The 23,968-nt window shown below is 61.9% G+C and carries 19 protein-coding genes and 10 pseudogenes; 25 read left to right on the top strand and 4 right to left on the bottom strand.

Going from position 1 to position 23,968, the window contains the following annotated elements:
- Positions 1-48 precede the first annotated feature (48 nt).
- From PD885_RS11835 to PD885_RS11795, 10 genes and pseudogenes are all read left to right on the top strand, one after another.
- Positions 49-462 (top strand): annotated as a pseudogene (locus tag PD885_RS11835) (DUF2345 domain-containing protein); the annotation flags it as partial.
- 19 nt (positions 463-481) lie between these two features.
- Positions 482-1,438 carry a DUF4123 domain-containing protein gene (locus tag PD885_RS11830; protein ID WP_002801732.1) on the top strand — a complete coding sequence of 319 codons (957 nt, stop codon included), beginning with the start codon at positions 482-484 and terminating at the stop codon, positions 1,436-1,438.
- 38 nt (positions 1,439-1,476) lie between these two features.
- A pseudogene (locus PD885_RS11825) lies at positions 1,477-1,971 on the top strand (DUF3304 domain-containing protein); the annotation flags it as partial.
- A complete protein-coding gene (locus PD885_RS11820) occupies positions 1,968-2,219 on the top strand; it encodes a hypothetical protein (protein ID WP_088056894.1) in 252 nt (83 codons plus the stop codon). The pseudogene PD885_RS11825 and the gene PD885_RS11820, both read left to right, overlap by 4 nt.
- 33 nt (positions 2,220-2,252) lie before the next feature.
- Positions 2,253-2,771: pseudogene (locus PD885_RS22070) on the top strand (DUF3304 domain-containing protein).
- Positions 2,768-2,920: a hypothetical protein gene (locus PD885_RS22065; protein WP_002801633.1), complete on the top strand. Its 153-nt coding sequence runs from the start codon at positions 2,768-2,770 to the stop codon at positions 2,918-2,920. The pseudogene PD885_RS22070 and the gene PD885_RS22065 overlap by 4 nt, the downstream one beginning before the upstream one ends.
- Positions 2,921-2,991: 71 nt before the next feature.
- Complete coding sequence (locus PD885_RS11810; RefSeq protein ID WP_231895778.1) at positions 2,992-3,561, top strand: DUF3304 domain-containing protein; 570 nt, start codon at positions 2,992-2,994, stop codon at positions 3,559-3,561.
- The gene (locus tag PD885_RS11805; protein WP_108780218.1) at positions 3,558-5,927 is read left to right on the top strand and encodes a T6SS phospholipase effector Tle1-like catalytic domain-containing protein; all 2,370 of its coding nucleotides are present in this window, start codon (positions 3,558-3,560) and stop codon (positions 5,925-5,927) included. The genes PD885_RS11810 and PD885_RS11805 overlap by 4 nt, the downstream gene beginning before the upstream one ends.
- Before the next feature lie 241 nt (positions 5,928-6,168).
- Positions 6,169-7,200 (top strand): annotated as a pseudogene (locus tag PD885_RS11800) (IS5 family transposase); the annotation flags it as partial.
- A 13-nt stretch (positions 7,201-7,213) separates the two neighbouring features.
- Positions 7,214-7,774: pseudogene (locus PD885_RS11795) on the top strand (transposase); the annotation flags it as partial.
- Between the two features lie 131 nt (positions 7,775-7,905).
- Here PD885_RS11795 and PD885_RS11790 read toward each other — a convergent pair.
- Positions 7,906-8,159: pseudogene (locus PD885_RS11790) on the bottom strand (helix-turn-helix domain-containing protein); the annotation flags it as partial.
- A gap of 374 nt (positions 8,160-8,533) precedes the next feature.
- Between PD885_RS11790 and PD885_RS11785 the strand changes: the two are divergent.
- The gene (locus PD885_RS11785; protein ID WP_002801620.1) at positions 8,534-8,815 is read left to right on the top strand and encodes a hypothetical protein; all 282 of its coding nucleotides are present in this window, start codon (positions 8,534-8,536) and stop codon (positions 8,813-8,815) included.
- A gap of 140 nt (positions 8,816-8,955) precedes the next feature.
- Here the strand turns inward: PD885_RS11785 and PD885_RS11780 are convergent.
- Positions 8,956-10,081 (bottom strand): annotated as a pseudogene (locus PD885_RS11780) (IS3 family transposase).
- Positions 10,082-10,150: 69 nt separating this feature from the next.
- On the opposite strand from PD885_RS11780, the pseudogene PD885_RS11775 reads away from it, so the two are divergent.
- The 4 genes and pseudogenes from PD885_RS11775 to PD885_RS11760 all read left to right on the top strand — a co-directional run.
- A pseudogene (locus PD885_RS11775) lies at positions 10,151-10,466 on the top strand (IS5/IS1182 family transposase); the annotation flags it as partial.
- A gap of 41 nt (positions 10,467-10,507) precedes the next feature.
- Positions 10,508-11,105: pseudogene (locus tag PD885_RS11770) on the top strand (IS5 family transposase); the annotation flags it as partial.
- A 43-nt stretch (positions 11,106-11,148) separates the two neighbouring features.
- Complete coding sequence (locus PD885_RS11765; RefSeq protein WP_065975294.1) at positions 11,149-11,955, top strand: IS5 family transposase; 807 nt, start codon at positions 11,149-11,151, stop codon at positions 11,953-11,955.
- Positions 11,956-11,963: 8 nt separating this feature from the next.
- Positions 11,964-12,396: pseudogene (locus PD885_RS11760) on the top strand (IS5-like element IS1478 family transposase); the annotation flags it as partial.
- Positions 12,397-12,472: 76 nt separating this feature from the next.
- Here PD885_RS11760 and PD885_RS11755 read toward each other — a convergent pair.
- Positions 12,473-12,847: an Mth938-like domain-containing protein gene (locus PD885_RS11755; RefSeq protein WP_002801507.1), complete on the bottom strand. Its 375-nt coding sequence runs from the start codon at positions 12,845-12,847 to the stop codon at positions 12,473-12,475.
- A 16-nt stretch (positions 12,848-12,863) separates the two neighbouring features.
- Positions 12,864-13,169 (bottom strand): ribosome assembly RNA-binding protein YhbY, encoded by a 306-nt coding sequence (gene yhbY / locus PD885_RS11750; RefSeq protein ID WP_002801505.1) that lies wholly within the window; start codon positions 13,167-13,169, stop codon positions 12,864-12,866.
- Positions 13,170-13,235: 66 nt separating this feature from the next.
- Here yhbY and rlmE point away from each other — a divergent pair, with 66 nt between their 5' ends.
- The 10 genes from rlmE (at position 13,236) to PD885_RS11695 (ending at position 23,952) form a co-directional block, all read left to right on the top strand.
- Positions 13,236-13,868 (top strand): 23S rRNA (uridine(2552)-2'-O)-methyltransferase RlmE, encoded by a 633-nt coding sequence (gene rlmE / locus PD885_RS11745; protein ID WP_002801503.1) that lies wholly within the window; start codon positions 13,236-13,238, stop codon positions 13,866-13,868.
- A 59-nt stretch (positions 13,869-13,927) separates the two neighbouring features.
- A complete protein-coding gene (gene ftsH, locus PD885_RS11740) occupies positions 13,928-15,868 on the top strand; it encodes an ATP-dependent zinc metalloprotease FtsH (RefSeq protein WP_002801501.1) in 1,941 nt (646 codons plus the stop codon).
- Between the two features lie 418 nt (positions 15,869-16,286).
- Positions 16,287-17,189: a dihydropteroate synthase gene (gene folP, locus PD885_RS11735; RefSeq protein WP_002801496.1), complete on the top strand. Its 903-nt coding sequence runs from the start codon at positions 16,287-16,289 to the stop codon at positions 17,187-17,189.
- Positions 17,189-18,172, top strand: a complete 984-nt coding sequence (miaA, locus tag PD885_RS11730; protein WP_002801495.1) for a tRNA (adenosine(37)-N6)-dimethylallyltransferase MiaA — start codon at positions 17,189-17,191, stop codon at positions 18,170-18,172. The genes folP and miaA overlap by 1 nt, the downstream gene beginning before the upstream one ends.
- A 78-nt stretch (positions 18,173-18,250) precedes the next feature.
- A complete protein-coding gene (gene hfq, locus PD885_RS11725; protein WP_002801494.1) occupies positions 18,251-18,529 on the top strand; it encodes an RNA chaperone Hfq in 279 nt (92 codons plus the stop codon).
- 11 nt (positions 18,530-18,540) lie between these two features.
- Positions 18,541-19,860 carry a ribosome rescue GTPase HflX gene (gene hflX, locus PD885_RS11720; RefSeq protein WP_002801493.1) on the top strand — a complete coding sequence of 440 codons (1,320 nt, stop codon included), beginning with the start codon at positions 18,541-18,543 and terminating at the stop codon, positions 19,858-19,860.
- A 367-nt stretch (positions 19,861-20,227) separates the two neighbouring features.
- A complete protein-coding gene (locus PD885_RS11710; RefSeq protein WP_040761836.1) occupies positions 20,228-20,722 on the top strand; it encodes a CinA family protein in 495 nt (164 codons plus the stop codon).
- Between the two features lie 260 nt (positions 20,723-20,982).
- On the top strand, positions 20,983-21,558 hold the full coding sequence (locus PD885_RS11705) for a TonB-dependent receptor plug domain-containing protein (RefSeq protein WP_002801491.1): 576 nt from the start codon (positions 20,983-20,985) through the stop codon (positions 21,556-21,558).
- Positions 21,559-21,609: 51 nt separating this feature from the next.
- Positions 21,610-22,577 (top strand): IS5 family transposase gene (locus tag PD885_RS11700; RefSeq protein WP_088056893.1). Its coding sequence is split into 2 segments (ribosomal slippage): positions 21,610-22,129 and positions 22,129-22,577, totalling 969 coding nucleotides; the frame shifts between segments, so codons are not numbered across the junction.
- Between the two features lie 139 nt (positions 22,578-22,716).
- Positions 22,717-23,952 carry a TonB-dependent receptor domain-containing protein gene (locus PD885_RS11695; protein WP_231895744.1) on the top strand — a complete coding sequence of 412 codons (1,236 nt, stop codon included), beginning with the start codon at positions 22,717-22,719 and terminating at the stop codon, positions 23,950-23,952.
- The last annotated feature ends 16 nt before the right edge of the window (positions 23,953-23,968 follow it).

Raw genomic sequence — 23,968 nt, 5'->3', positions numbered from 1 at the left:
CGTGCCATGGATGACTGTGCCAGCGGCACAGCCAAGCAATCCGCGCCGGCAACCGCCCGCCTGCACAGCGGCCAGGCGATCGGCGTGCTGGCCGCGGCGGTGGACGGCGGGCAAACGCAAGCCAACAGCCTGAGCCTCGTCAGCGGCGAAGGCGCGCTGGACGTGCAGGCGCAGTCGGACGAAGTGCGCGTGCAGTCGAAAGAAGGACTGAAGCTGATCAGCGCCAACGCCGAAGTGGAACTGGCGGCGGGCAAGACCATCCACCTGGCGGTGGCTGGCGGTGCCAGCGTCACCATCGAAGGCGGCAACCTCACCTTCGCCTGCCCCGGCACCATCACCGTGCAGGCGAGCAAGAAGTCGTTCGTGGGGCCGGTGCAGCGCAGCGTGCCGCTGCCACTGTTCCCGCAGTCGGTCTGCGTGGAGTGCATGCTCAAGGCGGCACGTGCCGGCGCGCCGTTCTCCAATAAGCGCGGCGGCCACCATGAGCAGTTCCATCGACTTCGCCTACGACCGTCCCGATACCGCGCGACAGCAGGCGCTCGCCGCGGCGATCTGCGCAAGCCATCCATCCTGGGTCTTACTGGATCTGGCGCTGCTCGATGCCACCACGCTGCATCGCCGCATGCAACGCAACCGATGGACGCACTACAACGCCTATGCCGCCTCCAGCTTGGCGGCATTTGCCGAGCATGCCGTGTGGCTGGTGGCGCTGGACACCGAGCCGGCGGCGCACGCCAAGCAGATAGCAACCCTGCTGAACTGGACGGCCGGCACTCCCGCGCTGAGCTTCCTTTACGGCGTGGCGGAACCGGCACAGCTGCAGGCGCTGGCCGGCTATCTGGCCAATATCGCCGTGGAAGAGCGCAAACAGCCGCTGCATTGCCGCTTTGCCGACACCCGCATGCTGCCCGGCTTGCTGCGCCAGCTGGATGCCGCGCAGCGCAGCCGCGTCCAGCAGGCGATCGAGGACCGGGGCTGGATCGACCGCCATGCCGCCTATGCGCGTTGGCAGCCCGCTCCCGGCGGTTTGGCCGCCGATAGCGCCGCGCACCTGCGGCTGAGCGCCGCACAGTTCCGCGCCTTGCGCGCGGCGTCGGACGCCGATGCGATCTTCGTCCTGTTGCTCGAACAGACGCCCAGCCTGGTTCCCGCCGAGCGGCGCGGCCAGTTCCACGCCCGACTGTGCGCCATCCTGGAGACCGCGGACAGTTACCGCGTCCGCGATCCGCACAGCCGCCTGCAATTCGTGGTGCTCAGCATGACCTGCGGCGAAGGGTTTCACCGTCTGCATGCCCTCGCCGACACCTGGGCGGGGGTGCAGGCCGGCGAGCACACGCTGGCCGAGCACATGCCGCTGTGGGACCGCAAGGTGTGGGAGCAGCTCGACGCCGACCCGCCGCGGCACGATGGCAGCCCGTTCGGCGAGCAGACCGCATGAGCGCGCACAACAGCCTTCGCAGCGCCTTCGGTTGTGCCGCGCTGGCCTTGCTATTGGTGGCCTGCAAGGCCGAGCCGTCCACAACTGCTGAAGCGAGCATCAGCCCGTACAACCATACCGAGGACTATATCCACCAGCTCTATATCGATGGACAGTGGGGCGGAAACTCGCGCCCGTACGGCGGCGGGAGCTTCGTCTGCTGCGTCACTTATCCACGCTAATGGCACCCTGGCCTGACCGCCAAGGTTCGTTGGACAACATCCAGTGGCATTCCCGGCGGTGACGATCCAACCGAAACCTGGCATGAGAAGGTCGTCCCCATCGAACGCTATGAAAAACACGGGACGCGGCTCAATGTCCATTTTCTGCCGGAAGGGAAGGTGCGGCTGTTGATCTGGAACGGCGCGGCCGGATCGAAAGGCTACAAAGGCCCCAATGCACCGGTCAAACCCGATAACTGGCCGCCGCTACCGCCGCTACCGATATTGCCGGACGCAAAATCCGAACACACCGATGCGGAGCATCAGCCATGAGCGACTTCAAACCTGGGGGGTATGCGGTCAAGCGCCTGCACGATGGCGCGGTGAACAGCTGGTATTCCGAGACGCGGGAGCGGGTGATCATGACTGCGCGCGTGCTGGCAAACGCCGATCATGCCATGCATTCCCGGCCACGTGTCATCGTGACCCGCTCTGGTTCCCCGACTCCTGCCCGCAACACGCTGCCGCTGCTTCGCCACAGCAATTACGAGGACACGATGCGACACCATGATGATGACTAAACCCGTAGTAGAAGCAGGCGCGCCGTTGCCCGCCTGCTGGTCGCGCTGATGCTGCTCTCACTGTTGGCCGCCTGCAAAGCCGAGCCGTCCAAAACTGCCGAAGCGAGCATCAGTCCGTACAACCAGACCGAGGACTACATCCACGAGCTTTATGTCGATGGCCAATGGGGGGGAATTCCTATCCATATGGCGGCGGTGGAAGCTTCGTCTGCTGCGTCACCTATCCGCGGCAGTGGCGCCCGGGGCTCACCGCCAAGGTTCGTTGGACGACATCTAGTGGCATTCCTGGCATTCACAGCGAACCGGTCTGGCACGAGAAGGTCGTCCCCATCGAACGCTATGAGAAACCCGGGACGACGCTCAATGTCCACTTTCTGCCGGAAGGGAAGGTGCGGCTGTTGATCTGGAACGGCGCGGCCGGATCGAAAGGCTACAAAGGCTACAAAGGCCCCGATGCACCGGTCAAACCCGAGGGCTGGCCGCCGCTACCGCCGCCACCGACATTGCCGGACGCAAAATCCGAACAAACCGAATGCGGAGCATCAGCCATGAGCGACTTCAAACCTGGGTGGTATGCGGTCAAGCGCCTGCACGATGGCGCGGTGAACAGCTGGTATTTCGAGACGCGGGAGCGGGTGATCATGACTGCGCGCGTGCTGGCGAACGGCCACCAGATCCTGTACTTCCGTCCCACCTATTAGCGGCGCACTCTGGTGCACTGAATTGCTGCAACCAACGCACCACTGCTTCGCCAATGCAATACTAGGACATGATGCAACACCACGATAAATACCAAGCTCATAGCAGAAGCTGGCGTACCATTGCCCACTTGCTGGCCGCGCTGATGCTGCTGTCGCTGTTGGTCAGCTGCAAAGCCGAGCCCTCCACAACGGCCGAAGCGAGCATCAGTCCGTACAACCATACCGAAGATTATATTCACCAGCTCTATATCGACGGCCAATGGGGTGGAAACTCGCGCCCGTACGGCGGCGGGGGGAGCTTCGTCTGCTGCGTCACTTATCCACGCCAATGGCACCCTGGCCTGACCGCCAAAGTTCGTTGGACAACATCCAGTGGCATTCCCGGCGGTGACGATCCAACCGAAACCTGGCACGAGAAGGTCGTCCCCATCGAACGCTATGAGAAACCCGGGACGCGGCTCAATGTCCATTTTCTGCCGGAAGGGAAGGTGCGGCTGCTGATCTGGAACGGCGCGGCCGGATCGAAGGGCTACAAAGGCCCCGATGCACCGGTCAAACCCGATAACTGGCCGCCGCTCCCGCCGCCACCGATATTGCCGGACGCAAAATCCGAACACACCGATGCGGAGCACCAGCCATGAGCGACTTCAAACCTGGGTGGTATGCGGTCAAGCGCCTGCACGATGGCGCGGTGGACAGCTGGTATTTCGAAACGCGGCAGCGGGTGACGCTGACCGCGCGCGTATTGCCCAACGGCGACCAGATCCTGCTTTTCCGTCCCACGCCGCAGCAGCCCTATCTGTCCAAGACCTGGTCGTCCGCCTGCGAATGGTTGCCCACTGCCAAGCCCGGCGACCATTGGGACAACGACAAGTACGGTGCGGCGGCCGACGGCAAGACCGAATTGCCGGGCAAGTTCTCGCGCAGCCAGCGCAAGCCCAGCGCGCGCGAACTGAGCCAGCGCGCCAGTAAGGCCTGTCTCTCGTCGGTGGACGGCCTCAGCTGTACGCGCGAAATCCACGTGGGTATCTTCTTCGATGGCACCAACAACAATATGGAGCGCGATCGCCCATTGCAGGGGCACTCCAATATCGTCAGTCTCTACGACGCGCACAAGGAAGACAGGGTCGAGTATTTCCGTTATTACGTTCCTGGCGTCGGGACCAAGTTCAAGGAAATCGGCGAGCTCGCCGAGGACGCCACCGGCAAGAGCATGGCCCGTGGCGGCGAGGATCGTATCCATTGGGCCTTGACCCGGCTTTATAACGCAGTCAATACCTCGGTCAACGGCTTCGACTTGCTGGACGAAGCCGAAACCAAGGACCTGGTCACCGGGGTGTTCTCCGGCCTGCGCACTTGGTACCGGCTCGGCGATGGCAAGATGGAATCGATCTTCCGCGACCTGGACCGGCGCCTGCTCAAACAGGTGGCCGACAAGCGGCCGACGATTACCAAGCTGCATCTGTCGGTGTTCGGCTTCTCGCGCGGTGCGGCCGAGGCGCGCACCTTCTGCAACTGGCTGGCGCTGGCGACCGGCGGCAAGGTGGGGCCGGCAGAGGTCAATCTGCGCTTCCTCGGCATCTACGACACGGTGGCCTCGGTGCTGCTGGCGGATTCGTCGCCGGTCGGCAGCGGCCTGTTCGATTGGGCCAACAAGACCATGCGCATCCCCGAGGTCGAGGGCGCCGTCCACTACGTGGCCGGGCATGAAATCCGGCGCTCGTTCCCGCTGTCCACCGCGCGTGCTGGCGGCAGCTGGCCGGCGCACGCCAAGGAATACGTCTATCCCGGTGCGCACTCGGATATCGGCGGTGGCTACTCGCCGGGCGACCAGGGCAAGGCGCGCGGCGGGCGATCCAGCCTGATGTCGCAGATACCGCTCAACGATATGTACTTCGAGGCATCGAACAACGGTGTAAAACTCTCTCCGCTGGACGAGTTGGAAGCCGCTGCAAAGCGGGACTTCAAAATTGACCCTGCTCTCGAAACCGCTTTCTCCGCCTATCTCGACTGGACGCCTGCCAACGAAAAAGGCGAGAACCTGTCCGGCACCAAGCGCGGGGTGATGGAGAACCGCATGGAGCAGCAGATGCAGCGCTACTGGCGCTGGCGCGCGTCCAAGCGGGACACCGCGCAGTTCCGTGCGATGGCGAGCTACCAGCACGCCACAGCGCAGGACCGCACCGATCTGGAAGAAGGCAATCTGGACTGGCAGGCCGATATCGCGCATGCGCGCACGGCGAGCCAGCCATCGAGCTACACCTTCTACTCGCAAGGCATGTCGCATACGGTGCAGGTGCCGCCCGACCCCAGCAGGACGCAGCGCGATCTGCTGGCGGCGGTGGACGACACCACACCGATTCCGGGCGAGGTGGATCGCTTCTTCGACGACTTCGTGCACGACTCGCATGCCGGCTTCTGGCTGCTCGGCCCGGTGTCGCAGGCGGACAAGAACGCCTTCGCCAACGAGATACGCAAGAAGAACGCACAGCATGCCGCGCTGCTCAAGGCGGCCGATGCCGCCGCCGAACACGGCATGTTCGAAGGTGCGGTGCAGGCGCGCCAGCAGGCCGAACGCTACGCGCTCAACCACTTCGAGCAGCGCGTGCTGGCGCAGAACCCCAAAGCCAACGACGACGGCAATCCCGCCACGATTCCGCTGATGACCGACAAGGAAGCGGCGGACCTGCGCGCCAGTGCCGGTTTCGATGGATGGATCGTCCGCAATGTGCTGGGCACCGCGACCCGGCGCGAGGCCAATGGCCCCGGACACTACCGCCGCGTGTTCGACCGCGACCACGAAAGGCTCCAGCTCGTGGACGAAGCCGTGTACCAGGGTGGACGCCTCGGCGACGCGGCCAAGGACGGTATCGACGATGCGGTCGAATCCGCACGGCAGGCGGCCGCCGCCGCCAAGGAGCGCGCGCAGCGCGCGGCCGGCAGGCGGTGGACAACGCCATTGATGCGGCGGGCAGAGCGGCCCGCGAAGCGCTGCAAGACGGTTTGAAGAAGATCATCCAGCCGACCGGGCCCACGCTCTATTGAGTGCGCTTGCGAACAGGCGCAGGCGGACCAAGTGTGGGAAATCGATCACGCGTCGAAGCCGGAAAAAGAAACAGTCAATTATCTAGTCGCCCCTGAAAAACCCTCACCCCCCCCAATCACCACAACGCTTTATAGGCCGCATAGGCGTGCCAGAACGACCAGTTTTCGCTACGCTGAGGTCTGGTTTCTGGCAATTTCTGCCCATGCGTACACGCCGTCCTGCTACTGAGCACGTACCTGCCGACGCGTTGTTTCGTTCGCGGTTGGAGAACCAGATCGATCTGCGGCATCCGTTGGCGCAGCTGAGTCAACGGATGCCCTGGGCCGCCTTGGAACAGGCGCTTTCGCGACATTTTCCGGCCACTGCGGCCGCTGGCGGTCGTCCCGCACTGCCGGTGCGTTTGATCGCCGGTTTGTTGTATCTCAAACACGCTTACGACCTGTCCGATGAAGCGGTCTGCGAACGGTGGCTGGAAAATCCGTACTGGTAGTTCTTCACCGGTGAGGTCGTTTTCCAGACGCGTTTGCCGTGCGATCCGAGCTCGCTGACACGCTGGCGGCAGCGCTTGGGTGAGGCCGGCATGGAAGAGCTACTCGCGCACACGATCAATGCCGCTCATGCGATGAAAGCGGTGGATGCGCGTGAGGTATCGCGCGTGATCGTGGACGCCACGGTGCAGGAAAAGGCGATCGCGTATCCGACCGACAGCCGTTTGCTTGAGGTGGCCCGCAAGAAGCTGGTGCTGCTGGCCAAACGTTACGGCATTGCTCTACGACAGAGCGACGCACGCCAAGGCCCGGCGTTGTGCCGCAAAGCGGGGCGCTATGCGCATGCATGCCAGTTCAAGCGGATGCGGCGCATCCTGCGACGTCAACGCACCGTGCTGGGACGAGTGGTGCGCGACATCGAACGCAAGCTCGATCAGGTAGACACCGGCGTGCGCGAGCGCATCGCTGTGTGGTTGCAGCGCGCAGAACAAGTGCATGCGCAACGTCCAAAAGACAAGTGAAAACTCGACGCATCACATGCGCAGGAAGTGGAATGCATCGGCAAGGGTAAGGCGCGTTAAGCGTACGAATTCGGCGTCAAGGTCGGCATTGCGGTCACCGCCTGCAAGGGATTGGTCGTGGGTGCGCGCAGCTTCCCGGGCAACCCGTACGACGGCGATACCTTGGCCGAGCAGCTGGAGCAGACACGCGGGTTGTTGCAGGATGTGAGCGTAGAACCGACGGTCAAAAGACAAGTGAAAACTCGACGCATCACATGCCCCGGAAGTGGAATGCATCGGCAAGGGCAAGGCGCGTTAAGCGTACGAATTCGGCGTCAAGGTCGGCATTGCGGTCACCGCCTGCAAGGGATTGGTCGTGGGTGCGCGCAGCTTCCCGGGCAACCCGTACGACGGCGATACCTTGGCCGAGCAGCTGGAGCAGACACGCGGGTTGCTGCAGGATGTGAGCGTAGAACCGACGGTGGCGATCGTGGACCTGGGCTATCGCGGGCGCGAGATCGATGGCGTGCAGGTCCTGCATCGCGGCAAGGCCAAGACGCTGACGCGACGGCAATGGCGCTGGATCAAACGACGTCAGGCAGTGGAACCGGTGATCGGACATCTGAAAGAAGACTGCCGGTTGCGTCGTTGCATGCTCAAACGCGCCCAAGGCGATGCGCTGCACGTGCTTGGCTGCGCGGCCGGCTACAACCTGTGTTGGCTGATGCGCTGGAACGCGTTTTTGCGTGCCTGAATCCGGGGGATGGGATGGTCATCCTTTAGCGCCGTGCCGCTGTCACCGACGGCACTTGGCGCTTGAAGGGGATTTTTCAGGGACGACGAATAAGACAGGGATTAGTAACAGCAACAGCAAGCCCGCTCTTGCGAATGCGCACTCCCGATTCTCGTCCGCTAAAACAACTGCCCCTGCGGCGATTCCGGCACCGGGCTCAGCAGGACCTCGATCTGGGCAATGCGCTCAGCGTCGATGCGTGGACGCTGGCTTGCCTGCGTGCGCCGATGCTCGCTGATGCGCTGCGCGTGATCTGGCAGATACTGCCGAGCGAGCTGGTTGCGGCGCAGTTCGCGGCCGATCGTGCTGGGCGCGCGCTCCAACACACTGGCGATGGCCGCATCGACATGCCGGTTTCATATAACGCATGCAAACGGTATCGTTCTGGCAGGTCCAGGCGACTGGATGACATGGGCAACTCCACTTGGTGGTGATGTGTTATCCGTAGATACTCCGCCCTTAAACCCCGCTACCCGAGTCGGCAGGAAAACAGGGCGGGTGAGTAATAGACGGTCGGCGCGAGGCCGTGCGCCGATCCACCCGGACAGGAGATGCGATATTGCCACGCTCGATGCGGTTCCGGCGTATTACCCACCCGACCATTACACCCTCGGTCAAGCGAACAATTATGGCCCAATGCGTGCGGCACACGAAACGCTCCACGCCGCAGAGAAGCCTTAGTTGCGAGGGGCGTAATCGCAGCGCGAAATCAGAAGCGCTCGTATCGCCCGTATTTCCGCGCATATCTACGATCATGGCGTCATCCTGCATTGAGCCAGAGACGTTATGAATGACTACGGTTCTTTTCGCTACCTGCCTGCAGATGGTTGGTACGCCGCCTATCCCTCCACCGATACCGGTGAAGAGCGCATCTTCCAACGTGTAGCGCTATGGCGGGTCGCCCCGCACGGAACGATTGTTGGCCTGATCTCTTTGCCCGACGACGGCCAGGGCGAGATCGAGTCGCAGCTTCTCAGCGCTCCCCGCGGACAAGGAGTCCACTACATCCACATCGATGACTTGACTGAAGAAGAACGCAAGCAGATCCGCCACAGACGTTTCAGCTGATCGCAGCTGCTGGGCTTTCTTGGGCGGGGAAGGGATCATGAGGGTCGGCAAGGATTCTTGAAAAATTTCTGTGCTGACAACGAGTTAGCTAAATTTTAGATGTTTTTTCGACGTCCCCCCGCCCTGAGTAGCGGCCGGGTTTAGAGTCCGGGCCTGATGATATCGATGTTTGCCAGATGTTGGGCATAAGCGGCCGGCGTCATGCCGCCGATTGCTTTTTTGGGTCGGTCCTCGTTGTATTCGCGTCGCCAACGTTCGATCTCGGTGCGTGCATGCAGCAGTGTTGGGAACCAGTGCTCGTTGAGGCATTCGTCGCGTAGTCGGCCGTTGAACGATTCGACGTAGGCGTTCTGGTTCGGTTTGCCCGGCTGGATGAGCCGTAGCTGCACACCACGGGCATGCGCCCAGGCGACCATCGCCCTGCCGCAAAACTCCTTGCCGTTGTGCCCCGAGGGCAGGCTTCGCGCTCGGTGCGGATCATCTGCGGCAGGCCACGGCTGTGTGCCAGTCGGTCCAGCACGCGCGCAACGCCGTGTCCCGAGATCGCGCGCTCCACGTCGATGGCGACCGCTTCGTGGGTTGCGTCTTCCACGATCACCAGACACTTGGTCACCCGGCCTTCGGCGGTGCGGTCGAACACGAAGTCCATCGACCACACCTGGTTGGCCTGCGATGGCCGCAACAATGGTTGGCGCTCGCCCACCGGCACCTTCTTGCGCCTGCGGCGCCGGACCTGCAACTGCTGTTCGCGGTACAACCGCTCCACGCGCTTGTAGTTCACGACGCGTCCTTCCTGACGAAGTTTGAGATAGATCATCCCCACGCCATAGCGGCGATGGCGATGCGCCAGCGCAAGAATGCGCTCGCGTAGCTCAACGTTGCGGTCTTCGCGCGGGCAGTAGCGCAGCGCATTGGCGCTCATGCCGATCGCCGCCAAGGCGCGACGCTCGCTGGCACCGCACCCGATCCACTCGCGCACCAGCGCACGACGCGCCGGTGCGCTCACCACTTTTTTCGCAGCGCATCCTTGATCAGGTCGTTCTCGAACAGCTGCTCGGCCAACAACTTCTTCAGCCGCGCGTTTTCGGACTCAAGGTCCTTGAGTCGCTTGGCATCGGGCACGCTCATCCCGCCGAACTTGCTGCGCCACAGGGAGTACGAGGCCTCACTGAAGCCATGGCGCCGGCACAGGTCTTTGATCGCCACGCCTGCTTCGGCTTCGCGCAGGAAGCCAATTATCTGATCTTCGGTAAAACGCTTCTTCACGTCCAATCTCCTCGGGGTAGGGAATTGGACTCCAAACTGAGGCGCTACTCAAAATCGGGGGGACGTCGCTGGAAAATCCGTACTGGCGAGGTCGTTTTCCAGACGCGTTTGCCGTGCGATCCGAGCTCGCTGACACGCTGGCGGCAGCGCTTGGGTGAGGCCGGCATGGAAGAGCTACTCGCGCACACGATCAATGAAAGCGGTAGATGCGCGTGAGGTGTCGCGCGTGATCGTGGACACCACGGTGCAGGAAAAGGCGATCGCGTATCCGATCGACAGCCGTTTGCTTGAAGTGGCTCGCAAGAAGCTGGTGCTGCTGGCCAGGCGCCATGGCATTGCGCTGCGGCAGAGCTATGCACGCCAAGGGCCGGCGTTGAGCCCTAAGAACCTGTTCACGATCTTTCCTGATTGGTGCAGACTCTGCGGATGCGCCAAAAAACCTATCCGAGCGACATGAGCCGGGAGCGTTTCGAACACATCCTCCCGATCCTGTAACAAGCGCGCAAGCGCACCAAGCCACGCCGAGTGGATATGTATGAGGTGTGGTGCGCAGTGTTGTACGTGCTGCGAACCGGTTGCCAATGGCGAGCGCTACCCAGCGACTTTCCGAAGTGGCGGACCGTGCACGCGTACTTTGCCAAGTGGAGCGAGTGCGACGATGAAGGAGTGAGCCTGCTGGAGCGGGCGCTCAAAAAATCAGGTTGGCGTGGCCCGCCAGAAACAGGAGCGCAACATCTTCAGCAGGTTCTTGATCGTGGACGCGCAGAGCGTCAAGAACACGGACACAGCCGGGCAAAAGGGATATGACGCGGGCAAAAAGGTGTCGGGCATCAAGCGGCATATCGCTGTTGATACCCAGGGGTTGCCCCATGCCATCGCGGTGACGACGGCGGAGGTGACCGACCGCAAAGGTGCGCTGCAGGCGCTGGAGCGCTGTCAGTCAAACTTGACGCATGTACAAAGCCTGCTGTGCGACAGTGGTTACACCGGAGTACCGTTTGCCGAAGGCGTACGAGAGATTCTAGAGCGTGTTATGAACTTTGCCCTTGTCACGCTAACGTATACGGATGAAGTCTCGTAAGCCTTATTCCACCGATATTTCCGACGAAGAATGGGCCTTTGCGGCTCCCTATTTGACGCTGATGGACGTGCAGGCACCGCAGCGCAAGTATGAGCTACGCGCGATGTTCAACGCACTGCGGTGGATCGCGCGCGCCGGCGCACCATGGCGATTGCTTCCCAACGATTTTCCGCCCTGGGAAGCGGTGTATCAGCAAACACAGCGCTGGCTGCAAGCGGGCTGCTTTGAGGCCATGGTCAGTGATCTGCGCTCACTCTTGCGTGTGGCGCAAGGGAAAAAAGGCCAGCCGAGCGCGGTCATTTTCGATGCTCGCACGCTGCAGTCCACCTGCGAAAGCGGGCCGCGTGCTGGATACGATGGCTATAAACGCAAGAAAGGCAGCAAGGTACACATGGCGGTCGATACGCTTGGACATCTGCTCGCTGTCCAGGTGACGCCGGCTAATGAGCAGGAGCGCGCGCAAGTCCGATCGTTGGCACAAGAGGTACAACACGTGACCGGTGAAACGGTCAAGATCGCCTTTGTTGATCAGGGCTACACCGGTCAAGAACCGGCGCAGGCGGCCACGGAAGAAGGCATTGAGTTGCACGTGATCAAGCTGCAAGAAGCGAAAAAAGGCTTTGTCTTGCTGCCGCGCCGTTGGGTTGTCGAGCGCAGCTTCGGATGGGCCAATCGTTTCAGACGGCTGGCACGCGACTACGAGCGATTGCCGGAAACCTTGGCCGGTTTGCACTTCGTCGTCTTCACGATCCTGATGCTTGGAAATGCAGCCACCCTCTTTCAAAGTTCATAACACGCTCTAAGGCCGGGCGCTATGCCAATGCACGCCAGTTCAAGCGGATGCGGCGCATCCTGCGACGTCAACGCACGGTGCTGGGACGGGTCGTGTGCGACATCGAACGCAAACTCGATCAGGTAGACAGCGGCGAGCGCATCGCTGTCTGGTTGCCGTGAGGCCGATGGCGTGCAGGTGTCGCATCGTGGCAAGGCCAAGACCCTGACGCGACGGCAATGGCGCTGGATCAAACGACCTCAGGCAGTGCCACCGGTGATCGGACATCTAAAAGAAGACTGACGGCTACGTCGTTGCGGGCTCAAATGCGCCCAAGACGATGTGCTGCACGTGCTCGGCTGCGCCGCCGGCTACAACCTGCGTTGAATGATGCGCTGGAACGCGTTTTTGCGTGCCTGGATCCGGGCAATGGTATGGCCATTCTTGAGTGCCGTGCACTGATCATCGCTGACGATTGGTGCTTGAAGGGGGATTTTCAGGGACGACTCTTTAACACTTTCTCGATTCTCGATTCCCATCAGCCCGGCAAAATCATCGCCAGCGCCACCCGGCGACCTTCGCTGGCCAGCACATTGTAGGTGCGCGCTGCGGCCGCGTTGGTCATCGCTTCCAGGCCGATGCCACGAGTGAGGCAGGCGGCCAGAACATCCGCCGCCGGGAATTGCTGCCGCTCGCCGGTGCCGAGCAGGATCACCGCCGGAGTGAGCGCCAGTACCGCGTCCATATAGCTGACCTGGAGCTGTTCCAGGCGTTGCACCGGCCAGCGCTCCACCAGCTCGTTCGGCATCAGGATGAAGCTTTGCTGCAGAATCTGATTGTTCACCTTGGCATGGTGGCCATCGGCCGCGCGCAGCGCATAGGTATAGTCGGGGTGTTCCTGGCTTAGCGGCATAACAAATCTCGTCGGGTCAGCCGCGCGGTAGCACGATCTGGCGCTTTTCCTTGCTGGGACGGTAGAGGATGGCGACGTGACCAATCCGCTGCACCAGCGCGCCCCCGGTCTGCTCGATCAGCTCGGCAATCAACGTATCGCGGGTTTCGCGATCCTCGGCAGCCACCTTCACCTTGATCAGTTCATGGCGCTCGAGCACTTCCTCGAGTTCGGCCAGAAATGCTGGCGTGACCCCTTTGCCGCCAGTCTGCAGCACTGCTTTGAGATCGTGGGCCTGGCCGCGCAGGAAACGGTTCTGGGCGGAGGTGAGAACAATGGACATGCAGGATCGAACAGAAGCTAAAGGGTCTTCAGGGTATCATGGCGACCCGTTCCGACCTCTTCGCCAATGCCTTCCCGCAGTAAAAGCAGCCAGCGCTGGCTTAAGGAACACTTCGCCGACCCTTACGTAAAAAAGGCCCAGGCACAAGGCATGCGCTCGCGTGCGGCCTACAAGCTGGAGGAATTGCTACAGCGCGACCGCCTACTAAAACCAGGCATGGTGGTAGTCGATCTGGGCGCGGCGCCGGGCGGCTGGTCCCAGCAGGTGCGCAAGTCCATGGGAGCCAGTGGCCGGGTGGTGGCGCTGGATATCCTGGATATGCCGGCCCTGGCAGGGGTGGAGTTCCTTCATGGCGACTTCAGGGAGCAAGCCGTTCTATCGCAATTCGACGCGATGTTGGGCGATGTGGGGGTGGACCTTGTTCTGTCCGATATGGCCCCCAATAAGAGTGGCATGGATGCGGTCGATCAACCGCGGATGATGCACTTGGCGGAACTGGCAATGGAATTTGGCGACAGCCACCTCAAACCGGGTGGGGCGTTCCTGATCAAGCTGTTCCAGGGCGTTGGGTCCGACGACTACATTCGCGAGCTTCGCGGCCGCTATGACAAGGTGACGATTCGCAAGCCGGCGGCCTCGCGCAAGCGCTCCCCGGAAGTTTATGCACTCGGTCAGGGCAAGCGTGTCCAGATCAAGTAAGCTGCCAAGACCGCCGTACTTTCAAGAAATAAGAGTAGAGGGCACCGGAGCCAATGAGGATGAACGACTTGACCAAGAATTTGCTGCTGTGGGTGGTCGTCGCAGTTGTGCTGATGGTTGTCTTCCAGAGTTTCTCGCCGCGGATTGCAGGCGGCGTCGGCCCTGACTCGATCACTTACACCCAGTTCCTGAAGGAAGTGGACTCCGGGCGCGTTAAATCGGTGGATTACACCGACGAAACCAACCTGGCCGTCAACGCGATCCGCTTCAAGCGCACCGACGGCAGCGAAGCGGCAGTCTACGGTCCGCGCGACGACAAGCTGGTTGACGTGCTGTACAGCAAGAATATCGAAATGACTCGGCAGAAGCCCTCGACCGGTCCCGGTTTCTGGTCGTTGTTACTGAATTTTCTGCCGGTCATCCTGATCATTGGCTTCTGGCTGTTCATCATGCGCCAGATGCAGGGCGGTGGCGGCGGCGCCAAGGGCGCCATGAGCTTCGGCAAGTCGCGCGCCAAGCTGCAGGGCGAGGACCAGATCAAGATCACATTTGCCGACGTTGCCGGTTGCGACGAGGCCAAGGAAGAGGTGAGCGAGCTGGTCGACTTCCTGCGCGATCCGACCAAGTTCACCAAGCTGGGCGGAAAGATTCCGCGCGGTGTGCTGATGGTCGGCCCGCCGGGTACCGGCAAGACGCTGCTCGCCAAGGCAATTGCTGGCGAGGCCAAGGTGCCGTTCTTCAGTATTTCAGGTTCGGATTTTGTCGAAATGTTTGTCGGCGTCGGCGCCAGTCGTGTGCGCGACATGTTCGAGCAGGCCAAGAAGCACGCGCCGTGCATCATCTTCATCGACGAAATCGATGCGGTGGGCCGTCATCGTGGTGCCGGTCTCGGCGGTGGGCACGATGAGCGCGAGCAAACCTTGAACCAGCTGCTGGTTGAAATGGACGGCTTTGAAGGCGGCGAAGGCGTAATCGTGATCGCGGCGACCAACCGCCCCGACGTGCTGGACCCGGCGCTGCTGCGCCCGGGCCGATTCGATCGCCAGGTCGTGGTCGGGCTGCCGGACGTCAAGGGTCGCGAGCAGATCCTGCGCGTGCACATGCGCAAGCTGCCGCTTGCCGACGATGTGGTGCCGATGGTCATTGCACGTGGTACGCCGGGTTTTTCGGGAGCCGATCTGGCCAACCTGTGTAATGAGGCGGCGTTGTTCGCGGCGCGCGGTAGTGAGAAGGAAGTCCGCATGGATCACTTCGACCGTGCCCGCGACAAGATCCTGATGGGTGCCGAGCGTCGCTCGATGGCCATGAGCGAGGACGAGAAAACCTTGACTGCGTATCACGAGGCAGGTCACGCCATCGTCGGTCGCCTAGTGCCGGAGCATGACCCGGTTTACAAGGTCACCATCATTCCGCGCGGTCGCGCGCTCGGCGTAACGATGTATCTGCCGGAAGGCGATCGTTATTCGATGAACCGCGTAGCGATCGAATCGCAGCTGTGCTCGCTGTACGGCGGCCGTGTTGCGGAAGAGCTGATCTTCGGTGGCGACAAGGTTACTACCGGTGCTTCCAACGACATCGAGCGTGCAACCAAGATGGCCCGCAACATGGTCACCAAGTGGGGCTTGTCCGACGAGCTCGGCCCGGTAGCGTATGGCGAGGAAGAGGACGAAGTATTCCTGGGTCGTTCGGTGACTCAGCACAAGAATGTCTCCGACGAAACCGCGCGCATGATCGACGAAGTGGTCCGGTCGATCCTTGACAAGGCGTACAGCAAGACCAAAGCCATCCTCACCGAGAACCTGGACAAGCTACACGCAATGTCGCAGCTGCTGTTGCAGTACGAGACCATTGACGTGCCGCAGATCGACGCCATCATGGAAGGCCGTGAGCCGCCGCCGCCGGCGGGTTGGACCAAGTCGGACAAGGACGGTGGTAACAACAACGACAAGGGTAGCCCGCGTCCGTTGCCGCCGATAGCAGGACCCGCCGAGCAGATCTAAGCCGAGCTTCAGTCATCTGCAGAGGTATCTGTCGGGGCTAGGAAGCGATTCCTGGCCCCGATGCGTTGTAGGGCCGATCAATTGCAGGGCTAAAGTCGATGACGTGCGGAACCGTACGGTGCAGCTCTGTGGCGCGCAGCAACAGGGTAGTGGTAGTCGACATCCTCCGGGCTGATCCAGCGCCAGCGACCTGGCATCTTGAGAGCCAGACCTTAGCCACATCGTTGTGGGCAAGGATGCGAGGCGTTGCGGGCTGCGCGACAATGGCAGCCGCAACATCCTCCAACAATCTATTAGACAAATCCGATTCCCGCGCTGCGTGATGCGTTGGCTGCTCATGTCGACACACATCGATGCGCGAGCCTCTGCCGCGCTTCCCGATCAACCTCAGTACACCCAAGTCCAGGAGACACCACCGATGTTCGACACTGCTCTCAAGCTGGATTGCGCCGGTCGCAGCTTGCGACTGGATGCGCCACAGGTGATGGGCATCGTCAACGTCACGCCCGACTCGTTTTCCGATGGCGGCCAGCACGCGACGTGCAATGCAGCGATCGCTCATGGTTTGAAGCTAGTGGAGGAGGGCGCTGCCGTCCTGGATATCGGCGGCGAATCCACCCGCCCCGGCGCAACGCCGGTGTCGCTGGAAGAAGAACTACTGCGTGTGATTCCGGTGGTTGAAGCGCTGGCGCAACGGACTAGCGTGCCGATCAGCGTGGACACGTTCAAACCTGAAGTCATGCGCGCCGCGGTCGCGGCAGGCGCCGGCATGATCAACGACGTTTACGCACTGCGTGGGCCAGGTGCAATGGAGGTTGCGTGCGAGTTGCGTGTGCCGGTAGTGCTGATGCATGCCCGCAGCGCGCCCCATGCCAAGCAGGACGCGCTGTACTACGACGACGTGGCAGGCGAGGTGCATCGCTTTCTGGCCGAACGCATTTTCGCCGCTGAAATGGCTGGTATCGACAGGCGCCGGCTGATCTTGGACCCGGGTTTTGGCTTCGACAAGACCACTACCCACAACCTCACTGTGCTTGCGCAGCTGCGGCGCCTGCAGGAATTCGGCTTGCCGGTATTGGCAGGCTTGTCGCGCAAGCGCAGCATCGGCGAATTGACCGGGCGCCAGATCGCGAGCGAACGCGTGCACGGCTCGGTGGCAGCGCATCTGATCGCTGCGCAGCACGGCGCCTTGTTGCTGCGTGTGCACGATGTGGCGGCAACCGTGGATGCGTTGAAGGTCTGGAGCGCGGCGGCGGCGATTCCCGCGCCACGTGTTAGCGCGCCGGCCGCACCGACCATTCGCTGGCCGGACGAGGACTGATGCCGGCCGACCGACGCCCGCTCGCGATCGCGCTGATGGGCCCAACTGCCAGCGGCAAGAGCGCTTTGGCATTGGACGTGGCAGAACGCTGGAGCGCAGAGATCGTCAGCGTCGACTCGGTGCTGGTCTATCGCGGCCTGGAGATCGGTGCGGCCAAACCGGACGCTGCGATGCGTGCGGCGGTGCCGCATCACTTGATCGATCTGCGCGATCCTTGGCAGATCTATTCGGCCGCGGAATTCGCCACCGAGGCGCGGCAGGCGCTCGAGCAGATCGTTGCGCGCGGCAAGCTGCCGATTCTGGTTGGCGGAACCGGGTTCTACTTCCGCGCCTTGCTGGAAGGGCTGTCGCAACTGCCGGAAGCCGATCCGGCTGTGCGCACGGCGATCGCTGCCGAAGCCGAACAGGTGGGTTGGGCTGCATTGCATACCCAGTTAGCGCAATTCGACCCGATCGCGGCTGCACGCATCCATGCCACCGACCCGCAGCGCATCCAGCGAGCGTTGGAGGTGTATCGCATCAGCGGGTGCCCGATCAGCTACTGGCAGGCGCTACCGCCCGGGCCGCGCCTGCCGGTGCGGGTGTTGAAGTTGGTGTTGGCCCCGCGCGAGCGTGCGGTTTTGCATGCCCGCATCGCACACCGGCTGGACGCGATGCTGGCGCAGGATTTTCTTGCCGAAGTGCAGCGTTTGCGAGAGCTGCCGCAGATGCGGGCGGTGCCCGCGCCACTGGATCTGCCTGCGGTGCGCGCAGTCGGGTATCGCCAGGCCTGGGAGTATCTGGACGGGGCCGGCAGCTTGGCCGACTTCCGCGATAAGGCGGTGCAGGCGACTCGGCAATTGGCCAAGCGGCAACTGACCTGGCTGCGTGGCGAGCTTGACGCACGCTGGTTCGATCCGGAGAGTGACCGGCATCAATTGGAAAGCGCACTTGTCGGCTTCCTCGGTCATCGCCCCGGTGTGCGGCAGGCTTCAGGCGTGTAACATCCCGTTTCTGGGGCCGGCTGGGGATGGCAGGTGTCGACCGGGACAATAAGAACAATAATGGAAGAGGATTTTTCGATGGCTAAGGGGCAATCTTTACAGGACCCATTCCTCAATGCGCTGCGGCGCGAGCGGGTCCCGGTTTCTGTGTATCTGGTCAACGGCATCAAGCTGCAGGGCACGATCGAGTCGTTCGACCAATTCGTGGTCCTGCTGCGCAATACCGTGAGTCAGATGGTTTACAAGCACGCCATCTCCACGGTCGTGCCGGCGCGCAATGTGCGGGTGGGGCAAGGTGGCGGGTATGTGCAATCCAATGAAGGCAATCAGGCGGAAGATGACGACGTCGAGCAGTAACGGAACAGTGCGTGTTTGATCGTTCCCGCAAGGGTGAGCACGCGTTGTTGATTCAGACCCACTCCGGTGGGCCTGCCGAAGAAGATGTGCTGGAGGAGTTCGCCGACCTTGCAAAGTCGGCGGGCGCCACGGTGGCGGCTACGCTCACTGCGCGCATCGACAAACCGAGCCCGTCGACCTTGATCGGCAGCGGCAAGCTGGAAGAGATCAAGGCGACTGCCGAGGCCACCGGCGCGGATCTGGTGTTGGTCAACCACACCTTGTCGCCGGGCCAGGAGCGCAATCTGGAGCGCTATCTGGAGCGGCGCGTGATCGACCGCACTGGGTTGATCCTGGACATCTTCGCGCAACGTGCGCGCAGCCACGAAGGCAAGCTGCAGGTCGAACTGGCGCAGCTGCGGCATATGGCCACGCGGCTGGTACGCGGCTGGACCCACCTGGAGCGTCAGCGCGGCGGTGCGATCGGTCTGCGCGGCCCCGGCGAAACCCAGCTGGAAACCGACCGCCGCCTGCTGCAAAAGCGTGTGGAGCAGTTGCAGCAGCGGCTGGAAAAAGTCGAGGTGCAGCGTACCCAGATGCGTCGCGCGCGTCTGCGCAGCGAGCTGCCGCGGATCGCGCTGGTCGGCTATACCAACGCCGGCAAGTCGACGCTGTTCAATGCGTTGACCGGTGCGCAGGCATATGTGGCCGATCAATTGTTCGCCACCCTGGACCCCACCGTGCGCCGCATCGCGTTGCCGGGCGGCAGCGCGATTCTTGCCGATACGGTCGGCTTCGTGCGCGATCTGCCGCACCAACTGGTCGCCGCGTTCCGTTCGACCTTGTCCGAAGCGCGCGACGCCGATCTGTTGTTGCACATCGTCGATGCGGCCGACCCGCTGCGCGAAGAACGCATCTTGCAGGTCGACGAGGTGTTGCAAGCCGTCGGTGCCGGCGATCTGCCGCAGCTGCTGGTGTTCAACAAGATCGACAAGATCGAGGGTGCCCAAGTGCGCCACGATGCGCAGGACGGCATCCCTGACCAGGCACGACGCGAACGCGTGTGGGTCTGCGCGCGCGACGGGCGTGGATTGGAAGAACTGCAGAATGCGCTCGGTCAGCGGCTGGATCTGCGTCATCTGACCGGGAAGCTGCGACTGCCGTCGTCGGCCGGTCGCCTGCGTTCCAAGCTGCATCAGCTGGAAGTGGTGCGCAACGAGCAGTCCGACGAGGACGGTTGGTTGCTGGATGTCGATCTACCGATGGTCGAGGCGGAAAGGCTTGCCGCAGGCGAAGACGGTGCGCCATTGCGCGCGATGCTGCCGGACCGTCGCGAAGACTGGGAGTCGTGATCGGTGCTGCACAGTTGGGTTGGCCCAACTGTGCAGTAGGTTTGTCTGATCGGGAAGGCCGCACGTGCAGTGTCGCCGTGGCGATGCGCGACTTTGCACATGTCGCGTTTTGCGTGTTGCCCATGAACTTATCGCCGCAGACGCTGTGCGTGGCTTATCCAGGTGCAGCAGCGATGCAATTCTAATCGCGCATTGCAAGCAAGCCACTGGCGACCTATTCGCAGGTTTGGACCAGGACACGACATTGGTTGGCTGCGCATCGCCACTAAACATGCGCCAGGTTGCGGCCAACTGGAATGTGCGTTGACCGCAGACAGATGCGGTAAATTGAGCTAAAACGTCGGCTGCCCCTTTTGTTGCCGTGCCCATGTCCATGTCCGCCGATTCCGAACTGCAGCAGTTAGCCGAAACCCTTGGTCAGCAATTGCTTGACGCGCGCGAGCGCCTGGTCACTGCCGAGAGTTGTACCGGTGGCTGGATCGCCAAGGCGGTGACCGATGTCGCCGGCTCCTCACACTGGTTCGACTGCGGCATGGCCGCCTACAGCTACGAGGCCAAGCAGGCATTGCTCGGGGTGCGGCCACAGACGCTGGAAGTGCACGGTGCGGTCAGCCGCGAAACCGTGATTGAAATGGTGTCCGGTGCGCTGGTCAATTCCGGCGCCAGCATCGCCGTAGCGGTGACTGGTATTGCCGGACCCGGTGGCGGCAGCGAAGACAAGCCGGTCGGCACGGTGTGGATCGGCTGGAAGCGTCGCGGTGGTTACGCCACTGCGCAAGTGTTCCAGTTCAATGGCAATCGCGATGCGGTGCGTCGTCAGACCGTTGTCGCGGCGTTGCGTGGGCTGAGCGCACTGCTGTAAGTCACGCGGAAGAACAGCGTGTCGGCACTTGGTGTGCTGCGCAGAGCGTGACCTTTAAAGCCTTGAATCTGTTTCGGCAATGAGTGGCTTTGTGTTTGGCGCATGTCTCCAATGCAGGTCCGCTCGCCATGCGTTCGTCGTGCGCCCCGCCTGTTCCGTTGGCTATGTTTTTCAGTACTGGTAAACCGGTAAGGTGTGGCATTACGCGAACTGTGGCGCTTGCTGCAGTACCTCGCGTTCGCTCTTTGTCGGGGACAAGCATGAGCATCCAACAGCAACGCAGCACCAGGCTTGCGCTCGCACTAGTTGCCGCTGCGCATGCAGTGCCGCTCTACGCGCAAACGACCGTGCAGGAAAATCCGAAGGGGGCGGCAACGCTGGCCTCCCTCAAGGTGACGGCGCAAAAGCGCGAGGAATCGCTGCAGAACGTGCCGGTGGTGGTCTCAGTGCTGCCGGAACAACTGCTGCTGGACAGTGGCGTGCACGACATCAAGGAACTGCAGGTTCTGGTGCCCGGCCTGATCGTGACCAGCAGTCAGAGCGCGGCGCAGACCACTGCCCGCATCCGCGGGATCGGCACCGTGGGCGACAATGCCGGCCTTGAATCCTCGGTTGGCGTGGTCATCGACGGCGTCGCCCGCGCGCGCAACGGCGTGAGCTTTGCCGATCTGGGAGAGCTTGAGCGCATCGAAGTGTTGAAAGGACCGCAAGGTACGGTGTTCGGCAAGAACACCTCGGCTGGCGCCATCAACGTGGTTACGCGTAAGCCAAGTTTCACCCGTAGCGCCGATGCCGAAATCACGGCAGGCAACTATAGCGCGCTAGGGAACCTCTGAACAACGCACTTCAAATGCGCGACACTACACACCTACGTTGAGGAGTCATCCATGCAACTGACGTTCGGTGACGCTGAAGGTTTGGGCAAGCGCAAGCAGACTCGCCGCGAGATCTTCCTGGCCGAGATGGAGCAGGTGGTTCCGTGGAGGCATTTGCTCGGACTGATCGCGCCGCACTATCCGGTGTCGGGGCGGCCTGGTCGACAGCCGTACGCACTGGCGACGATGTTGCGGATTCATTTGCTGCAGCAGTGGTATGCGTTGAGCGATCCGGCGATGGAAGAAGCGTTGCACGAGATCCGGACCTTGCGCCGTTTTGCCCGGCTCGGCGGTTTGGACAATGTTCCCGACGAGACCACGATTCTCAACTTTCGCCGCTTGCTGGAAACCCATGGCCTTGCAGCGCGGATGCTGGAGGCCGTCAACGCGGATCTGGTGCGCAAGGGTCAGAGCCTGCGGTCCGGCACGATCGTCGATGCAACCCTGATCGCTGCGCCCAGTTCGACCAAGAACACCGACCGCGCGCGCGACCCTGAAATGCATCAGACCAAGAAAGGCAATCAGTGGTATTCGGGATGAAGGCATCCATCGGCGTGGATGAGTTTTCCGGGCTGGTGCACCACGTCCGTTGTACGGCTGCCAATGTGGCCGATGTCACGGTGACCCACGCATTGCTGCACGGCAAAGAAGACAGTGTGTTCGGCGACAGCGGCTACACCGGTGCGGACAAACGCGAAGAACTGCAGACCTGCAAGGCTGGTTTTTTCATTGCCGCCAAGCGTTCGACGATTCAAGCCATTGGCAACAAACGCGAGCGCCGCCAGGAAGAACGTTGGGAATACTTCAAAGCAAGTGTGCGTGCGAAGGTGGAGCATCCATTCCGCGTGATCAAACGCCAGTTTGGCTACACCAAGGTCCGCTATCGCGGCCTGGCCAAGAACACCGCGCATGTGCTGACCCTGTTCGCACTATCCAATCTGTGGATGGTGCGCCGGCAGTTGCTGCCGGCCAGGGGATAATGCTGTCTGGCGCCAGCCAACGCCGCAAGAAACCGTGGAAATCGTATCGTACGCATCAACTCTGTGCGCTATTGGCACGCAGCAGGCTCGAATTTTAGAGGTCTGGTGCGTTGTTCAGACCTTCCCTAGTGCATTGCGCGTGTATGCCGCAAAGCGCCAGCGCGATGGTTTCGAGCACGTGGTGAGCGGGGCAGGTCCGCGTACCGCCGCCGCCGACGGCGACCAGAATCTGCGCACCGCACGTGTGCAGCTGTTGTGGGAACCCACCGATGATCTCGATATCAACCTGGCAGCCGACTACAGCAGTCGCGATGAAAATTGCTGCGTTACCGTCACCACCGAGCGTGGACCCACTGCTGCCCTGATCGATGCATTGACGCCCGACGGGCAGGGCACGATTCCACGTGCAAATCCGCAGCGTCGGCGCGCCTACAGCAATCGCAGCACGGCGCAGGAGATCCAGGACAGGGGTGTCTCGGCGCAAGTCGATTGGACAACGCCATGGCTGGGCCAAGCGGTGCTGACTTCGATCACCGCATTGCGCGACTGGAAATCCGTCAACGGTCTGGACTTCGATTACGGGGCGGCCGACATTCTTTACCGCGCTCCGAGCGAGGACGAGATGCTGACCAGATTCAAGACCTTCAGTCAGGAGCTGCGCCTGGCCGGGTCCAGCGAGCGTATCGATTGGATGGTAGGTGCGTTTTACGCTGATGAATTCCTACATCGCAACGAGTCGTACCGCTTCGGCAGCGTCTACGAACCCTATCTGTCCAGCGTGTTGCTTGCGCGCGTCAATCCGGCATTGGCCACGCGCGCGGATGCGTCGCGTTTTCTCGCCGACGCAACGGGATTGCCCGCAGGCACGCTGTTCCGTGGGCAAGGCAGTCAGGATCGCTTTCGCCAGCATGGAAACAGCGCCGCGTTATTCACCAACACCATCTGGCACGCCACCGACGCGTTGGATGTCGTGGTGGGGCTACGCTATACTTATGAGAGCAAGACGCTGCAATCTGCTTTCCAGAATCCGGATGGAAGCCCGGCGTGCGCCAGTTATTTTTTGCCAAATGGTCAGATTAGTTCTGCCGCGTTGCAACGGATCGGCGCCGCGCTGGTTGCACGTGGTGTGCCTGTGGCAGCAGTGCCGGCGATCGCGCCGCAAGTGATCGGATTTACCTGCCTGCCTTGGGCCAACATCGCCCACGCTGGCCGTCAGACCGAACAGCAACGCACTGAGCGCGAGTGGTCTGGAACAGCAAAGCTGGCGTACCGTTGGAACGATGTAGTGATGACTTATGCATCGGCTGCGCGCGGCTACAAGGCAGGTGGTTTCAATCTGGGGTTCAGCCGACATACGTGTAAAAATAGCTCATAAGATTGGATTTCATCCA

The sequence above is a fragment of the Xanthomonas fragariae genome (assembly GCF_900183975.1).
Lineage (GTDB): Bacteria > Pseudomonadota > Gammaproteobacteria > Xanthomonadales > Xanthomonadaceae > Xanthomonas > Xanthomonas fragariae.
Note: the sequence above shows the minus strand (reverse complement) of the source record. Positions and strands in the feature narration are given on the sequence as shown.

What these genes read in the sequence shown, in the direction of transcription:
- PD885_RS11830 (WP_002801732.1), top strand. Translation starts at nt 482, where the DNA reads ATGAGCAGTTCCATCGACTTCGCCTACGACCGTCCCGATACCGCGCGA.
- PD885_RS11820 (WP_088056894.1), top strand. Translation starts at nt 1,968, where the DNA reads ATGAGCGACTTCAAACCTGGGGGGTATGCGGTCAAGCGCCTGCACGAT.
- PD885_RS22065 (WP_002801633.1), top strand. Translation starts at nt 2,768, where the DNA reads ATGAGCGACTTCAAACCTGGGTGGTATGCGGTCAAGCGCCTGCACGAT.
- PD885_RS11810 (WP_231895778.1), top strand. Translation starts at nt 2,992, where the DNA reads ATGCAACACCACGATAAATACCAAGCTCATAGCAGAAGCTGGCGTACC.
- PD885_RS11805 (WP_108780218.1), top strand. Translation starts at nt 3,558, where the DNA reads ATGAGCGACTTCAAACCTGGGTGGTATGCGGTCAAGCGCCTGCACGAT.
- PD885_RS11785 (WP_002801620.1), top strand. Translation starts at nt 8,534, where the DNA reads ATGAATGACTACGGTTCTTTTCGCTACCTGCCTGCAGATGGTTGGTAC.
- PD885_RS11765 (WP_065975294.1), top strand. Translation starts at nt 11,149, where the DNA reads ATGAAGTCTCGTAAGCCTTATTCCACCGATATTTCCGACGAAGAATGG.
- PD885_RS11755 (WP_002801507.1), bottom strand. Translation starts at nt 12,847, where the DNA reads ATGCCGCTAAGCCAGGAACACCCCGACTATACCTATGCGCTGCGCGCG.
- yhbY (WP_002801505.1), bottom strand. Translation starts at nt 13,169, where the DNA reads ATGTCCATTGTTCTCACCTCCGCCCAGAACCGTTTCCTGCGCGGCCAG.
- rlmE (WP_002801503.1), top strand. Translation starts at nt 13,236, where the DNA reads ATGCCTTCCCGCAGTAAAAGCAGCCAGCGCTGGCTTAAGGAACACTTC.
- ftsH (WP_002801501.1), top strand. Translation starts at nt 13,928, where the DNA reads ATGAACGACTTGACCAAGAATTTGCTGCTGTGGGTGGTCGTCGCAGTT.
- folP (WP_002801496.1), top strand. Translation starts at nt 16,287, where the DNA reads ATGTTCGACACTGCTCTCAAGCTGGATTGCGCCGGTCGCAGCTTGCGA.
- miaA (WP_002801495.1), top strand. Translation starts at nt 17,189, where the DNA reads ATGCCGGCCGACCGACGCCCGCTCGCGATCGCGCTGATGGGCCCAACT.
- hfq (WP_002801494.1), top strand. Translation starts at nt 18,251, where the DNA reads ATGGCTAAGGGGCAATCTTTACAGGACCCATTCCTCAATGCGCTGCGG.
- PD885_RS11710 (WP_040761836.1), top strand. Translation starts at nt 20,228, where the DNA reads ATGTCCATGTCCGCCGATTCCGAACTGCAGCAGTTAGCCGAAACCCTT.
- PD885_RS11705 (WP_002801491.1), top strand. Translation starts at nt 20,983, where the DNA reads ATGAGCATCCAACAGCAACGCAGCACCAGGCTTGCGCTCGCACTAGTT.